The sequence below is a fragment of the Azospirillum lipoferum genome (genome assembly GCF_024170005.1).
Taxonomy (GTDB): domain Bacteria; phylum Pseudomonadota; class Alphaproteobacteria; order Azospirillales; family Azospirillaceae; genus Azospirillum; species Azospirillum lipoferum.
Genome location: NZ_JALJXJ010000011.1, coordinates 319,644 through 334,714, shown reverse-complemented (window position 1 = coordinate 334,714; position 15,071 = coordinate 319,644). Strand labels below are relative to the sequence as shown.

Genomic DNA, 15,071 nt, shown 5'->3' with positions numbered 1-15,071 from the left:
TATCAGAAAGAGATGTCGGGATTTCACAGTCCATATCCGTTCTATCCCTCCGATCAACCAACGCAATTAGATAATACAATATAATACATATTATAAAATACGGGGCAACTAGGGAATTGAAGCGGATTCACGCAACCGGCAACGTGGCGGCATTGAGGCTTGAGCCGTCCCATCGCCGGTGGCATCAAGGCGGCCTCGATCCGTTGGTCGGATCAATCAGGGAGGGAAGCCAGGGTGCCCGTGGTGCGAGACAACGCGACGGCGCTGTACCGGCAGATCGCCGACCGGCTGCGCGACGAGATCGCCGCCCGTCTGTTCGAGCCGTCGGGACGGCTGCCGACGGAAAGCGAGATCGGCGCCCGCTTCGGCGTCAGCCGGGTCACCGTCCGGCTGGCGCTCGACCGGCTGGAGGCGGACGGGCTGATCGAGCGCCGCAAGGGCAAGGGCACCTTCACGGCGGGCAAACGTGTCCAGCATCCGCTCGACCGCCTGCGCAGCTTCCACGAATCCCTCCGATTGCAGGGGCTGGACGCCACGATGCGGCCCTTGTCGGCGCGGGTCGTCGCGACGCCGGCAGACCTGCGGGAGGATTTCGGTCCCCGTTGCCTGGAGGTGTGCCGCCTGCATCTGGTGGATGGCGAGCCGGTGGCCCTGGGCCGCAGCCTGCTGCCGCCGGCCCTGGAATCCATTGACTGGCAGGCGACCGGGCACAGGCCGATCTACGGCATCCTGCAGGATGTCGTCGGCAAGCCGGTCGGCGGCGCCGACATCGAGGTGAAGGCGGCGGCGGCCGATGGGGAAGTGGCGGCGGTGCTCGGCCTGCCGGGCGGCGCGCCGGTGCTGGTGATGGACCGCCGCTCCGTCTTTGTCGGCGGCGGCTGTGCCGACCGTTCGGTGTTCCACGTCCGGTCCGAACGCTACAGCTTCGTCCTCTCCCACCGCTGGGAAGGGTAGGGGCGGACGGAAGCCGGCGCCGTTCCGGCAATCGTCTCGGCCACTCAAGGCGCTACACGACACCACCAGCAGAATGTCGTGCAACGGGTACATCACCTTGCACGCTTGGCGCGGCGCTCGTCGCACTCGATCCGGCGCAGGCGGTTCGATCGCCTTCCGGTCGGCCGCCTTTGCATCGGCGGCATATAAATCCCCTATATTTCCGGGCTTCACGTCCCCCATCGCATTTATACGCAGGACAGCCTTCTTCTCAGGGAGATGCCGGTCGCCGGCCGGTCATTGGATTGCGAGGTTGCCATGTACGGTAAATCGCCTCATGCGCTGCTTGATCGGGCTGCACTCCCCCCGGCGCAAATGGATGGACATGATCCGCAGGCGTCGGCCGAGGCTTCCCGTGAGGTGTTTCCCTCTCCGCGCGCGGTGCTGGGCGAGGCGGCGTTCACCGTCGCCGCCTTCCTGCTGGTCGCACTGGCGCTGCAAGTGCTGGTCGCCTGGATCGGCGCCTGAGTCCGGCGACGGCACCCCTGGGAATGGCGGATGCGACGCCCTCGACGGGCGGGATCTGGAGATGTCCCATGATCGTCGATTTTGCCCCGGCCGCGATCCTGTTCGCGTTGAACGGTGCCTGTATCGGCCAGCGCCCTTGGGTGGCATGACCGGCCGCAGGCGCATCGCTCGCCAGGTCGAGTGACCGGTGGCTTCATATATGCCGCCTATATTTTCCGGTATCGGCACCCCCCATCGAATTTATACGCGGCTCCGGCACATCCTCACGGGGTCGGATCTTTCCCAAGCCGCTACGGCAGCGGACAGGAGTTCCGGCCCCGTTCCGTTTGACCCGTGGCCTTCCGCCGTGCCGAGCCGGCGTGGCGGGCCAAGAGGGCGCAATCCCGGAGACCCGAACCATGCTCGACCTTCTGTTCCTGGCGCTCACCGTCGGCTTCTTTGCCGCGGCGGTCGCCTATGTCCATGCCTGCGACCGGCTGTGAGGGGGACGGCGCCATGACCCTCGACTATGCCCTGGCCGGTCTCGTGACCGCCGGGCTGCTGGCCTATCTGGTCTATGCCCTGATCCGCCCCGAACGGTTCTGAGGAGTTCCATCCCATGACCGCCAACGGCTGGATTCAGATCCTGGTCTTCCTCGCCCTGGTCGTCGCGGTGACGCGGCCCCTGGGCGGCTTCATGACGCGCGTCTTCACCGGCGAGCGCACCCTGCTTTCCCCCATCCTCGGCCCGGTCGAGCGCGGACTCTACCGGCTGGCCGGCGTGAATGAGCGGGCCGAACAGCATTGGGTGACCTACGCCGTGTCGATGCTGCTGTTCAGCGCCGCCGGCATGCTGCTGCTCTATGCCCTGCAACGGCTGCAGGACGTGCTGCCGCTGAACCCGCTGGGCATGGCGGCGGTGCCGGCCGACCTCGCCTTCAACACCGCGGCCAGCTTCACCACCAACACCAACTGGCAGAATTATGGCGGCGAGACCACCATGGGCCATCTGGTGCAGATGGCCGGGCTGACCTTCCACAACTACGTTTCCGCCGCCACCGGCATCGCGCTGGCGGTCGCTCTGGTCCGCGGCTTCGCGCGCAGTTCTGCCCGCACGGTGGGCAATTTCTGGGTCGACCTGACCCGCTGCACCCTCTACGTCCTGCTGCCGCTGTGCATCGTCTATGCGCTGTTCCTGGTCTGGCAGGGCGTGCCGCAGACGCTGGCGGGCGCCGTCGACGCCACAACGCTGGAGGGGGCGAAGCAGACCATCTCGCTCGGCCCCGTCGCCTCGCAGGAGGCGATCAAGATGCTGGGCACCAACGGCGGTGGCTTCTTCAACACCAACTCGGCGCACCCCTTCGAGAACCCCAACGCGCTGACCAACCTCGTCCAGATGCTGTCGATCTTTGCGCTGGGCGCCGGCCTGACCAACCTGTTCGGCCTCATGGTCGGAGACGAGCGCCAGGGTTGGGCGATCCTCGCCGCCATGGGGCTGCTCTTCGTTGCCGGCGTCTGCGTCGCCTATTGGGCCGAGGCCCAGGGCAATCCGGCTTTCGCCGCCTTCGGCATCGATGGCAGCGCCGGCAACATGGAAGGCAAGGAGACCCGGTTCGGCATCGCCGCCTCCGCCCTGTTCGCCACCGTGACCACCGCCGCCTCCTGCGGTGCGGTGAACGCCATGCATGACAGCTTCATGCCGCTGGGCGGCATGGTGCCGATGATCAACATGATGCTGGGCGAGATCATCGTCGGCGGCGTCGGCGCCGGCCTCTACGGCATGCTGCTGTTCGCCATCGTCGCCCTGTTCGTCGCTGGCCTGATGGTCGGCCGCACCCCGGAATATCTCGGCAAGAAGCTGGAAGCGAAGGAGGTCAAGATGACCATGCTCGCCATCCTCTGCCTGCCGCTGATGATGCTGGGCTTCACCGCCGTCGCGGTGGCGCTCGACACCGGCACAGCGTCGATGGCCAATGCCGGGCCGCACGGCTTCTCGGAGGCGCTCTACGCCTATGTCTCGGGTGCCGCCAACAACGGCAGCGCCTTCGGCGGGCTGACCGGCAACACGCCCTGGTACAACGTCACGCTCGCTGTTGCCATGCTGGTCGGCCGCTTCCTGGTCATCGTGCCGATGATGGCGATCGCCGGTTCGCTGGCGGCCAAGGCCCGCGCACCGGTCTCGGCGGGCACCTTTCCCACCCATGACGGGCTGTTCGTCGGTCTGCTGGTCGGCGTCATCCTGATCGTCGGCGGCCTCACCTTCTTCCCGGCTCTCGCCCTCGGCCCGGTGGTCGAGCATCTGGCGATGACCGCCGGCACCCTCTTCTGATCGGGAACGCTCCCATGCATGCCAAAAGCAAACGGTTGGGCCGGTCTTCAGCCAGCACCCTGCTGGACCCCGCCATCCTGGTGCCGGCCATCGGCGGCTCCATCGCCAAGCTTTCCCCGCGCCAGATGATCCGCAACCCGGTGATGTTCTGCGTCGAGGTGGTGGCGGCGCTCACCACCCTGCTGGTCCTGCGCGATGCGGTGAGCGGCGCAGGTGTCTCCGGCTTCGCCGTCCAGATCGTCGTCTGGCTGTGGTTCACGCTGATCTTCGCCAACTTCGCCGAGGCGGTGGCGGAGGGCCGCGGCAAGGCCCAGGCCGCGAGCCTGCGCAAGACCCGCACCGAGACCAGCGCCAAGCGGCTGGAGAACGGCACCATCCGCACGGTGCCCGCCACCGATCTCAAGCCCGGCGACCTCGTGCTGGTCGAGGCCGGCGACATCATCCCGTCCGACGGCGAGGTGGTGGAGGGCGTCGCCTCGGTCAACGAGGCCGCCATCACCGGTGAATCCGCCCCGGTCATCCGCGAAAGCGGCGGCGACCGCTCGGCGGTCACCGGCGGCACCCAGGTGCTGTCCGACCAGATCACGGTGCGGATCACCGCCGCACCCGGCTCGACCTTCCTCGACCGCATGATCGCGCTGGTGGAGGGTGCCCAGCGCCAGAAGACCCCCAACGAGATCGCGCTGAACATCCTGCTGGCCGGGCTGACCATTGTCTTCGTCATCGCGGTGGCGACCATTCCCAGCTTCGCCGCCTATGCCGGCGGCTCGGTCGGCGTGCTGGTGCTGGTGGCGCTGTTCGTCACGCTGATCCCGACCACCATCGGCGCGCTGCTGTCGGCCATCGGCATCGCCGGCATGGACCGTCTGGTACGCTTCAACGTGTTGGCCATGTCCGGCCGGGCCGTGGAGGCGGCGGGCGACGTCGACACGCTGCTGCTCGACAAGACCGGCACCATCACGCTGGGCAACCGGCAGGCCGCCGAGTTCCTGCCGGTCGCCGGCGTCAGCGAGGAGGAACTGGCCGACGCCGCCCAGCTCGCCTCGCTGGCCGACAAGACGCCGGAGGGCCGCTCCATCGTTGTGCTTGCCAAGGAGGAGTACGGCATCCGCGCCCGCAGGATGGAGGAGATGCACGCCACCTTCGTCCCTTTCACCGCCCAGACCCGCATCAGCGGCATTGACACCGGTGGCACGGTGATCCGCAAGGGTGCCGTGGACGCGGTGCTCGCCCATGTCGGCGGATCGCAGCGCGTGGCGGTGGCCGGTGGGCGCGGTGTGACCGCCCTGCACCCGGCCGCCGGCCCGGCGGAGCGCGAGACCCTCGCGATATCCGAACGAGTGGCCAAGAGCGGCGGCACGCCGCTGGCGGTGGCGCGCGACGGCCGGCTGCTCGGCATCATCCATCTGAAGGACATCGTCAAGGGCGGCATCCGCGAACGCTTCGCCGCGCTGCGCCAGATGGGCATCCGCACGGTGATGATCACCGGCGACAATCCGATGACCGCCGCCGCCATCGCCGCCGAGGCCGGGGTGGATGATTTCCTCGCCCAGGCAACGCCCGAAGCCAAGCTGCAGCTGATCCGCGACGAGCAGGCGAAGGGCAAGCTGGTCGCCATGTGCGGCGACGGCACCAACGACGCGCCTGCGCTCGCCCAGGCCGACGTCGGGGTGGCGATGAACACCGGCACGGTGGCGGCGCGCGAGGCCGGCAACATGGTCGATCTCGACAGCGACCCGACCAAGCTGATCGAGATCGTCGAGATCGGCAAGCAGCTGCTGATGACCCGCGGTGCCTTGACCACCTTCTCCATCGCCAACGATGTGGCGAAATATTTCGCCATCATTCCGGCGATGTTCCTCGCCTTCTACCCGCAGCTCCAGGCGCTGAACGTGATGGGGCTGCACAGCCCGGAAAGCGCCATCCTGTCGGCGATCATCTTCAACGCGCTGATCATCGTGGCGCTGATCCCGCTGGCGCTGCGCGGCGTGCGCTACCGCGCCGTCGGTGCCGCCTCGCTGCTCCGTCGCAACCTGCTGATTTACGGCCTTGGCGGCCTCGTGGTGCCCTTCATCGGCATCAAGGCGATCGACCTGATCGTCACCGCCGCCGGCTTGGTTTGAGGAGTCTTCCATGATGAAGGATCTGCGTCCCGCCCTGGTGATGACCGTCGCGCTGACCGCGATCACCGGGCTCGCCTACCCGCTGGCCGTCACCGGCGCCGCGCAAGTCCTGTTTCCGCATCAGGCCAACGGCAGCCTGATCGAGCGGAACGGGACAATCGTCGGCTCCAGCCTGATCGGACAGGATTTCACCGGCGAAGGCTATTTCCATCCCCGCCCGTCGGCCACCACCGGCGCCGACCCCGCCGATCCGGCCAAGACCGTGCCGGCCCCCTACAACGCGGCGAACTCGATGGGCTCCAACCTTGGTCCGACGAGCAAGGCACTAATCGACCGCGTGCAGGCCGACGCCGAGACGCTGAAAGCCGAGAATCCCGGCACCCCGGTCCCGGTGAATCTGGTGACCACATCCGGCAGCGGCCTCGACCCCGACCTGTCGCCGGCGGCCGCCGACTTCCAGGTGCCGCGCGTCGCCAAGGCCCGCGGCCTTCCGGAGGACGCCGTGCGCAGGCTGGTCGCCGAAATCACCGCACCGCGTCCGCTCGGCTTCCTGGGTGAACCGACCGTCAATGTCCTGGCGCTCAACCTCGCCCTGGATCGGGCGGACGGCAAAGCGGCAGGGGGCAAGTAGCCGGCCGGGGCTGTGCAAAAGGACTGTCGGAATCGGCTATCCTCCGCAACGGCCGGCGGAGTAATCCATAGCCGGGCTTGAGGCCGGGTTTGGGACAGCATCTGGAACGGCGGGGAGCGGAAAGGGACGATGCCATGACCGACGAACAGGGCGACCGCGCCGGCCGGCCATCTCCCGACGCGCTGCTGCGCCAGGCGGCGAAGGAGGCGCAAGGACGGCTCAAGATCTTTCTCGGCGCGGCCCCCGGCGTCGGCAAGACCTTCGAAATGCTGCAAACCGCCCAGGCCAAGCGCCGCGATGGCGTCGATATCGTCGTCGGGGTGGTGGAAACCCATGGCCGGCGCGAGACGGAGGCTCTGGTCGCCGGGCTGGAGATGATTCCGCGCCGCAAGATCGAGCACAAGGGCCATCTGCTGACCGAGATGGACGTGGACGCCATCCTCGCCCGCCACCCGAAGATCGTGCTGGTCGACGAGCTGGCCCACACCAACGCCGACGGGGGCCGCCATCCGAAGCGTTATCTCGACGTTGAAGAGCTACTGGCGGCCGGCATCGACGTCTACAGCACCCTGAACATCCAGCATGTCGAGAGCCTGAACGACGTCGTCGCCAAGATCACCCGCGTCCGGGTCCGCGAGACGGTGCCGGACTCGATCCTCGACCGGGCCGACGACATCGAGGTCATCGACATCGCGCCCGACGACCTGATCCAGCGCCTCCAGCAGGGCAAGATCTATCTCCCGCGCACGGCCGAACGGGCGATCCGGCATTATTTCTCCCCCGGAAACCTGACGGCACTCCGCGAACTGGCGCTGCGGCGCACCGCCGACCGCGTCGACGAGCAGCTTCTGACGCACATGCAGGCGCATGCCATCTCCGGTCCCTGGGCCGCCGGCGAGCGGCTGCTGGTCTGCATCAACGAGGACGCCAGCGGTGGCGCCCTGGTGCGCTACGCCCGGCGTCAGGCAGAACGTCTGCGTGCCCGCTGGGGCGCCATCCATGTCGAGACGAGCCGGGCGCTGCGCCTGAGCGAGGCCGACCGCGACCGCATCGCCGACACGCTGCGTCTGGTGGAGCGGCTGGGCGGCGAGGCGGTCACCGTGCCCGGCAGCGATGTCGCCGACACCGTCGTCGACTATGCGCTGACCAACAACGTCACGCACATCGTCATTGCCAAATCCACGCGTCCGCGCTGGTCCGAACTGCTGCACGGGTCCGTGGCGCACAGCCTGATCCGGCGGGCGGGTGACATCAGCGTGCATGTCATCGCCGCCAGTTCCGGCGCCCCGCTTCCCGCCAAGACGGTCAGGACGGAAGCGGCGCGGCAGCGGGCCTTCGCCTGGTGGCCTTATGTCGCCAGCACCGGCTATGTCGCGGCGGCGCTGGGTGCCGGGCATGTGCTGCATCGGGTGCTGGCCCTCAACAACATGGCGCTGGTCTTCCTGACCGCCGTGCTGGCGAGCGCGGTCACCGGCGGGCTGGCTCCGTCGCTCTATGCCAGCGTGATCAGCGTTCTCGCCTTCAACTATTTCTTCCTGCCGCCGCTCTATACCTTCACCATTTCCGATCCGGAGAACATCGTGGCATTGCTGGTCTTCGCCGTCGTCTCGGTGATCGCCAGCAACCTGACCGCCCGTGTCCGCGCCCAGGCGGTGACCGCGCGGCTCCGCGCCAAGACGACGGAGGACCTCTACCAGTTCAGCCGCAAGCTGGCCGGCGTGGTGACCATGGACGACCTGCTGTGGGCAACCGCCTATCAGATCGCCGCCATGCTGAAGGTCCACGTCGTTCTGCTGCTGCCGCAGGACGGCCCCGGCGAAGGCCACGTGGCGGTCCGGGCCGGTTACCCGCCCGAGGACGTCATCGAGGACGCCGATCTGGCCGCGGCGGTCTGGGCATGGGAGAACAACCGGCCCACCGGCAAGGGGGCGGATACGCTGCCCGGCGCCAAGTGGCTGTTCCTGCCGATGCGCACCGGGCGGGGGGTCGTCGGAGTGGTCGGCATCGACACCGGCGGTGGAAAGGGGCGGACCGGCGGTTACCTGACACCGGATGAACGCCGGCTTCTCGACGCGCTGATCGATCAGGCCGCCCTGGCGATCGAACGGGTCACGCTTGCCGAGGATGTCGACCGCAGCAAGCTGGCGGCGGAAACCGAGCGGTTGCGCTCGGCCCTGCTCACCTCGATCTCGCACGACCTGCGTACGCCGCTGGCCTCCATCCTGGGCTCGGCGACCAGCCTCGTCGGCTATGGACCGATGATGGATGAGGATGACCGGCGCGACCTCGCGGCGACCATCCAGGAGGAGGCGGAACGGCTCAACCGCTTCATCGCCAACCTGCTGGACATGACGCGGCTGGAATCCGGGGCCATCCGGCCGCGCACCGGTGCGGTCGACCTGTCCGAGGTGGTCGGCAGCGCATTGGAGCGGGTGTCCCGCATTCTCGCCGGCCATCGGGTCGAGGTCGATCTTTCCGCCGGTCTGCCGATGGTGGACATCGATGCGGTGTTGATCGAACAGGCGCTGTTCAACCTGCTCGACAATGCCGGCAAATATGCGCCGGCCGGCTCCCTGATCACCGTGCGGGGACGGCAGGACGGCGGACTCGTCCGCATCGAGGTGCTGGACGAGGGCGGCGGCATTCCGCCCGAGGATGTGGAGCGCATCTTCGACAAGTTCTATCGTGTTCACGCCCAGGACCGGCAGCGCGCCGGCACCGGGCTTGGACTGGCGATCTGCCGGGGGTTCGTCGAGGCGATGGGGGGGACGGTCACGGCCGGCAACCGCCGCGACCGGAGCGGCGCCGTCTTCACCCTGACCCTCCCCAAGGCTGCCGATGTGTCCGGATATGAAGAGGAAGCCGCCGCATGAAATCGGACTCCATTCCGTTGCGGGTTCTCGTCGTCGATGATGAACCGCCGATCCGGCGCTTTCTGCGCACCAGCCTGACGGCCCAGGGATACGACATCGTCGAGGCGGAGGATGGGACCAAGGCGCTGGAGGAGGTGCGGCGACGCTCCCCCGATCTGCTGGTCCTCGATCTCGGGTTGCCGGGCATCGATGGGCTGGAGGTCATCCGGCGCCTGCGCGGAAGCGGCGTGACCCTGCCCATCATCGTGCTGTCCAGTCGGGTGGACGAGGCCGGAAAGGTCGAGGCGCTCGATCTCGGGGCGGACGATTATGTGACCAAGCCTTTCGGGGTCGAGGAACTGCTGGCCCGCATCCGCACGGCCATGCGCCACAAGCTGCAACAACAGGGGGAGCGGCCGCTGTTCCGCAGCGGCGACCTGACGGTCGATCTGGTCCGGCGCATCGTCACCGTCCGCGGCGAGGATGTGAAGCTGTCGCCGCGCGAATACGACCTGCTGCGGCTTCTTGTCGGCCATGCCGGCAAGGTGTTGACCCACCGCTTCATCCTCAAGGAAGTGTGGGGCGGTGAAACCGACATCCAGTATCTGCGGATATACATTCGCCAGCTGCGGCAGAAGATCGAACCCGATCCGGAACGACCTCACCACATTCTGACCGAGACGGGGGTCGGCTACCGGCTGCGGACACCGGATTGAAGCAGATAGGTCTTCTTTGGGGTTGCTCCGGCCTGCCGGATGGGTGCCCGTAGGGGCAATTGTTGCGGGCAATTTCATCTGCTTGGCCGGCCGCACCAACAATCCCGGAAGGGGTTCACTCCACAGGCCCGTCTTCCCGCGTCTTGCTGGAACGCTGCTTGCGAAGTGGCTTTTTGGATTCCGCATCGCCGGGCAGTCGGCTTGGCTTCTCCCGATTCCGATGGGCGTGACCGGGATGTGCAGCTATGTGGTGTACTCGCGGCCCGAACTCCAGGAAGCTGGTGGCGAACAGCGCCAGCACCAGCGCCGTGTAGCCGAAGATCGGCCAGCGCGCGAAAGTCGGCAGGATGGAGGAGACGAAGCCCGTCGCCGGCAGGAAGATGATGTAGACCTCCGGATGGCCGAAGAACCAGAACAGGTGCTGCTACAGCAGGGCGTCGCCGTCCTCAGAGATGGTTCTGTTAGGCGCTCAAAGAATGCATCGCGTAACGATTTCTTGTTAAGAATGAGCAGATTTTCAATTAATGGTAACGGTGGAACGCGTTGCACGGTTGGTGCGGACCATTTTGTCGTAATGCAAAAAAAGGGGCGCGAGGCCTAGATGGTGGAAAATCCAGTCGATCAGGATCGGGTTGCGGTCACTCCTTCCGGCTCCACCTTTGAATCCGCCGTCGTGAAGATGCTCCAGCTTATTCCAGGGATTAGAATCTTCACATATCCTCATATGTCGAGAGAAGACGGCGATCTGTTTATCGAAGATGGAACTCCGATCGGCATTCCGGGTCCGGTAAACGTCGAAGTGAAATTCAGTAATCTATCAATTGGCTTCGAGACGATCCGAAGATCGAAGGCACAAGCCCGTTCCGGAAAAGGGAGGGCCGCTTGGCTCCTGATCGCGAACAGCGATTACACCCGAGCCGCGAGGCAGGCTTCTTCAGGCAATATCATCCTGTGGGGTGCGCAGGAAATTGAAGGATTGCTGAGACGATTTCCTATGGCGGCCGATCCGATACGGTCGTTTCTGGTTAATGCCGGTGACACCGACTCTGCTCCCCTTCTATATCGGCCGACCGTGTCGGTAGCCCGGACCGACAAGGGATGGATGCTGGAGGCCGACGCGTTCGTTTTGCCGTTGGGCGTCGGTGGAACATTGACCGGAGCGACATATCGGTCATTGGCAAATGACCAAAGCGATGAGGTGATGTTCGATAGCATTCTGGAAAGTGCTATGCCGCCGGAATTTGGGACGAATACACCTGTTGTCTTGAAGAGGAAGACAGGAAACGTCGATTATCTGATCCTTGCAACGGCATATGGTGAAAAAGGTATTGTTCCGGGAGAAGCACTGAAATCCATTCTCTCGCTTCCGAACACGTTTCGCCGGATCGTTCTTCCATTGTTGGGCGCAGCGCAACTCAGCATCGGTCAGGTGCTGGACGAATTTTATTCCATCCTTAACGGCACCCGGCTCACCACCCCGCTCCACATTATTCTGGTGGTTATCGATCGTGATGCCGAAGCAATGGCAAAGCGGCGGTTCGTCGGGTTCGAAGATGCCCGGCCGCAGCCCGTTTCGGCCAACCAGCCTCACTTCACCAACGACGCGGTCGATAGCAAAAATGCCAGGGACTGCCTTGGCATCGAGATGGAGGCCGAGACGTTCGCCCGGCTGCTGGCGTCCCGTAAGGTCACTCTGCCTTTGGCGATCGGGCTTTTCGGGAATTGGGGCAGCGGTAAAAGCTTCTTCATGAAGCTGATCCGTCAAAGAATGGAAAATATCGCCAGGGAGGAGAAAGAGTCTCTGACTGAGGCATACTGTACCAATGTTGCCCACATCACCTTCAATGCATGGCATTATCTGGACAGCAATCTTTGGGCATCTCTGGCGCTTCGCATCTTCGAAGGTGTGGCGGCGGAGCTGTCCAATGCCAACCCTGAAGAACCTTCCAAGGAAGCCACCAGGATTCGCCGGGCTTTGGCCGAGAAGATCGAGTCCAGCCGACGCGCGAGACTGGAGGCGGAGGAGGCCATCGCCGCGGCCGAACAGGCCCGCCGGGCCTGCGAGGATCGGGTCGCCGAATTGCAGCAGCAGCGCGAGAAGGTGACGCGGGGCCTGTTCCTGTCCGACGTCCGCCTGATCAAGCCCGAAGTGATGAGCGCGATCACGACGCTGGGCCTGGGCAAGATCGACGATGTCGAGAAACTCGAGAAATCCCTCAAGGAGGGGCAGGCGATCCTTGCGAGCCTTTCCGCGCTGATTCCCGGCCCCATCCGGCGGTTGCCGGCGGCATTGCGGTTCGGCGCGATTCTGCTCCTCGGATTGATCGTCGGCGAAGCCGTGCTGACGTGGTTGCCCGAACTCGCCAAGGGAGTCTTCTCGCCCGTATCGGTCTGGATCGCCACGGCCACCGCTTTCACAAGTTGGGCGGTCAAAAGGCTGGCATCGGCCCGCGACGCGGTCAAAACCCTGTCGGAAGCAGTGACCCGTGTCCGCAAGGTGGCTGCGGGAAACGTCGAGGCCAATTCCGACAATGCCATCATCACTGAACTCCGAGAGATCGACCAGGAAATCGCAGCCAAGCGCCAAATCGCGCAGGCCGCCGAAAAGGACCTCGCCGAAGCGGCGGCGCGGTTGCAGAAGATGGAGTCGGGCGCGCTCGTGTATGAGTTCCTGACCAATCGGTCGGCCGAGCGGCACTATACGGACGGCACTGGCATCGTCTCCGTTCTTCGCCAGGATCTTGAACTGTTGAAAAAGAAACTGGATGAACTGAACGTCGGTCGTGAAAGAAGGGTCGAACGGATCGTCCTTTATATCGACGACCTTGACCGGTGTGACCCGGCGCGCGTGGTCGAGGTGCTGCAAGCGGTGCATCTGTTATTGGCCTTTGACCTGTTCGCCGTCGTCGTCGCCGTGGACGCGCGCTGGCTTGAACGGTCCTTGTACGTGCGCTATCTGCCGGGCTTCGAGAAAATGACGGAAGACGAACGGACGGCCAGCGAGTTCAGCCCGCAGAACTACCTGGAGAAGATTTTCCAGGTTCCCTACCATGTGCCGGGCATGGGGGCCGATGGATTCGGCAAACTCATCGATGCCCTGACCCCGAGGGAAGCACCCCAGGCCGTCCGTAGACCAGAGCCGGTGTCGCCGACGGACGGTGCAATTGGCGGCGGCTCCCCGGATGGCGGGGGCGCAGAGCCCGGCCCCGACGTGCCATCGCAACAGACCGCCGAGCAACGGTTGCAGCCATCCCCGCTGACCTTCACCGACCACGAGGCCGCGGCCATGAAAGAAGCCGCACCCTTCATCACGACTCCCCGTGCCGCCAAGCGGCTGGTCAACGTCTATGCCCTGATCCGCATGCAGGTGAACGAGGACGATCTGAACAGGCTGGTATCGCCGTTGTCGTCCGATGCCAAGGCTCTGGTCATGCTGCTGGCAATCGACATCGGCCTGCCGCGGGCCGCTCAGGTGCTGCGCCGGGAGATGCGCCTGTCAGCGCATCCCATGCCCGAACTGGTGGAGGACATCATCGGAAGATGCGGCAACGCCCAGAGCGGATTGCGGCAGCAGTTGAAGGCGTTGAACGTATTGCTTGGCGCCATCGACCCCGTACCCGCATCGAAGGAGTTCGGCCGTTGGCTTCCATATGTCGACCGGTTCAGCTTCCATAAACCGGAAGCGCTGAGGGCGGCCGTCGAGGAGGCGACACCTGCATAGATGCCGAAAGTGTTGCTTCTGCGTCATTCCCCGTACTGTCACCGCGACAGGGCGGCACGCCCGGCACCGGTCAGGATCATGTCATTCTGCGGGGCGTGGACACGGGCGCACAGGACGTCGCGGTGATGGCGTTCCAGCGGGTTGTCGCGCGACAGGCCGGGGTTGCCGGTGACCTCAAGCGCTCGCGCCACCGCGTCGATGGCGTTGTTGGTCACCGTGTATTTCACCAGCAGACTGTCGCTTTGCGAGGGCGGAGCGCCGTTGTCGACCGCCGCCGACAGGGAGCGCAGAAGGATGCGGTTGGTCAGCAGCAATGCTTCAATCCCGCCCAGAGCCTCTTGCAGGCGCGGGACGGTGGCGAGCGACGAGCCGTTCAGCCCCGTCGGCTTGCGGGCGTGCAGGAAGCCAACCAGCCAGTCGCGGGCGGCGCGGGCGATGCCGTCATAGACGCCGCTGAACAGGGTCGCCATCCAGGCGGTGGCGACCGCATCGGGGGCGGCCCACCCGGCGGGCGGGCGAAGCTCGCCGGCGTGGTCGTCGGGGACGAAGACGTCGTGGAATATCACCTCGTGGCTGCCACTCGCCCGCATGCCGATGTGGTTCCAGGTCTCCCGCACCTCGATCCCCTGTTCGGCGAGACCGGCGCCGCGCGGCACCACCCAGGTGCCGACCAGCGGTTCGGCATCGTCGGTGCGCGCCCAGACGCCGAGCCAGGACAGTGCCGGAATGCCGGTGGAGTAGATCTTGGTTCCCGAAATGCGCCAGCCGCCCGGCACCTTGCGCGCCACCGTCGCCGGCAGGCCGCCACGGTGGGGCGTGCCCAGTTCCGGCTCCACGCGCAGGATGTTGATCAGGGCGCCGTCGGTCGCGGCGGAGCAGGCGATGCGGTCGCGAAGCGCCTCCGGCCAGGCGGGCCCGCGCCAGAGCTGGTTGTGGATGACATATTGCAGCACCAAGACCAGTGCAGTGGACGGCTCGCCATGGGCAATGCCGTTCACCACCGCCAGCGCATCCCTCAGCCCGCCGCCCTTGCCGCCTGCCGATTCCGGCGTGACCAGCGCCGGAAGCCCTTCGCCCGCCAGCCGGTCGAAATTCTCGAAGGGGAAGCTGGCGGTGGCGTCATGCTCGGCCGCGCGCTGCGCGAACTCCGCCGACAGGGCGGCGATCAGCGACGGATCGACCGCCGGGGCAGTGCCGGCTTCACCGAACGGGGTGGACGGAAAGGGCAGGTCGTCGAAGGGCATGGCAGGCGGTTCCGC

12 protein-coding genes are annotated in these 15,071 nt (G+C 65.8%); 10 read left to right on the top strand and 2 right to left on the bottom strand.

The genetic code is table 11. The features are described from left to right. The first annotated feature begins 234 nt into the window (after positions 1-234). From J2848_RS24850 to J2848_RS24815, 9 genes are all read left to right on the top strand, one after another. Positions 235-954 (top strand): GntR family transcriptional regulator, encoded by a 720-nt coding sequence (locus J2848_RS24850; protein ID WP_149233028.1) that lies wholly within the window; start codon positions 235-237, stop codon positions 952-954. Between the two features lie 354 nt (positions 955-1,308). Further along, positions 1,309-1,461 carry a hypothetical protein gene (locus J2848_RS24845; RefSeq protein ID WP_170307127.1) on the top strand — a complete coding sequence of 51 codons (153 nt, stop codon included), beginning with the start codon at positions 1,309-1,311 and terminating at the stop codon, positions 1,459-1,461. A 359-nt stretch (positions 1,462-1,820) separates the two neighbouring features. Then, the gene (locus J2848_RS35980) at positions 1,821-1,943 is read left to right on the top strand and encodes a hypothetical protein (protein WP_281288605.1); all 123 of its coding nucleotides are present in this window, start codon (positions 1,821-1,823) and stop codon (positions 1,941-1,943) included. A 13-nt stretch (positions 1,944-1,956) separates the two neighbouring features. Beyond that, a complete protein-coding gene (locus tag J2848_RS24840; RefSeq protein ID WP_042698952.1) occupies positions 1,957-2,046 on the top strand; it encodes a K(+)-transporting ATPase subunit F in 90 nt (29 codons plus the stop codon). Positions 2,047-2,059: 13 nt separating this feature from the next. Continuing rightward, entirely contained in the window at positions 2,060-3,769 is a 1,710-nt protein-coding gene (kdpA, locus tag J2848_RS24835; protein WP_149233027.1) for a potassium-transporting ATPase subunit KdpA, read from the top strand. Between the two features lie 14 nt (positions 3,770-3,783). After that, a complete protein-coding gene (gene kdpB / locus J2848_RS24830; protein WP_149233026.1) occupies positions 3,784-5,892 on the top strand; it encodes a potassium-transporting ATPase subunit KdpB in 2,109 nt (702 codons plus the stop codon). Positions 5,893-5,902: 10 nt separating this feature from the next. Next, positions 5,903-6,523, top strand: coding sequence for a K(+)-transporting ATPase subunit C (locus J2848_RS24825; protein ID WP_149233025.1), 621 nt, complete (start codon positions 5,903-5,905; stop codon positions 6,521-6,523). A 134-nt stretch (positions 6,524-6,657) separates the two neighbouring features. After that, on the top strand, positions 6,658-9,396 hold the full coding sequence (locus J2848_RS24820) for a DUF4118 domain-containing protein (protein WP_149233024.1): 2,739 nt from the start codon (positions 6,658-6,660) through the stop codon (positions 9,394-9,396). Further along, complete coding sequence (locus tag J2848_RS24815) at positions 9,393-10,091, top strand: response regulator (RefSeq protein ID WP_149233023.1); 699 nt, start codon at positions 9,393-9,395, stop codon at positions 10,089-10,091. Before J2848_RS24820 ends, J2848_RS24815 begins: the two co-directional genes overlap by 4 nt. Positions 10,092-10,206: 115 nt before the next feature. Here the strand turns inward: J2848_RS24815 and J2848_RS24810 are convergent, their stop codons facing one another. Further along, complete coding sequence (locus J2848_RS24810) at positions 10,207-10,509, bottom strand: cbb3-type cytochrome c oxidase subunit I (protein WP_281288610.1); 303 nt, start codon at positions 10,507-10,509, stop codon at positions 10,207-10,209. A 183-nt stretch (positions 10,510-10,692) separates the two neighbouring features. On the opposite strand from J2848_RS24810, the gene J2848_RS24805 reads away from it, so the two are divergent. Continuing rightward, positions 10,693-13,812, top strand: a complete 3,120-nt coding sequence (locus J2848_RS24805) for a P-loop NTPase fold protein (RefSeq protein ID WP_149233022.1) — start codon at positions 10,693-10,695, stop codon at positions 13,810-13,812. Between the two features lie 38 nt (positions 13,813-13,850). On the opposite strand, the gene J2848_RS24800 is transcribed toward J2848_RS24805, so the two are convergent. Continuing rightward, complete coding sequence (locus J2848_RS24800; protein WP_149233021.1) at positions 13,851-15,056, bottom strand: acyl-CoA dehydrogenase family protein; 1,206 nt, start codon at positions 15,054-15,056, stop codon at positions 13,851-13,853. Positions 15,057-15,071 lie beyond the last annotated feature (15 nt).